The sequence below is a fragment of the Vibrio sp. 03_296 genome (genome assembly GCF_002265885.1).
On record NZ_NPKW01001029.1, the window covers coordinates 1 to 940 of the forward strand.

At 35.2% G+C, this 940-nt stretch carries 1 pseudogene; it reads right to left on the bottom strand.

The features are described 5' to 3' along the window. A pseudogene (locus tag CIK04_RS29620) lies at positions 1-356 on the bottom strand (type VI secretion system-associated FHA domain protein TagH); the annotation flags it as partial. Positions 357-940 lie beyond the last annotated feature (584 nt).

The following is a 940-nucleotide window of genomic DNA, read 5'->3' on the forward strand; positions in this document are numbered from 1 at the left end:
CGTTCACATCGCTTAGCCACTTTCTCATCACGAGATAGTCGTTCGCTCTCTCTTCTTTCTGAGTCGGCTCTATGTGGGGGCTTAATATGGGAGACATCGAGAAAATCATCCAAATCACCTAATTCTGGCGATAGATTTTGATGCTGCTTTTCTTCTTCGGCCAAAAATAGGTTTGCATCAAAACCAAAATCCATAAAATTATCATTACCACTGACTGACTCTTTATTGACTTCACGTGGTGAGAGAGTATTCGTGTGGATTTGGCTTCGGGTTACGTTATGGTTTTCGCTATTTTTAAACGATACTTCGATTTCATACTCTCCAAAATTAATAATATCTTTATCACTTAAAGCCACCTCGACACCATTTCCTACTGGGCTAACTGACTTATTAACAAAAATGCCATTGTAGAGAGATCTCTAAGTAGATAATCATTACCAACTTAGTTATTTCACCATGAACACCAGAAATAATTCTTTCAGGATCAGGTAATACCCAATCACAGCTCTCAGAGCGCCCAAATTTCATACAAAAGTGTTCTTCGTTTGTTGGTATTGAATACACACTTTTTATTTCTGGTGTAAAACGGTGGAAACTAGTAATCGAAAGCACTATTCCCATCAACATCCTCTAGCCACTTTATTAATAATGCATTTATCAACAAAACCAAAAGTTAAAACTCAATTTTGTTTTCGATATTAGAATGCACTACTACTTTAGATATATTTATTGCTTGCGATAATGAGCATTTTGCTGATTTAACACAAAGCCAAAATCATGCAACAAAACAAATATAGAACACAGTTCAAATTTTTAGTGAGAACTAATGTTACAAAGAATTAGTCCTCTGTTAATTAGTACGAAAGCTTTTAATTCGCAGACAAATCAAACTTTTTGAGTATATGATGTCACTCTTACCGTTTAGGGGTTGTATATGTCA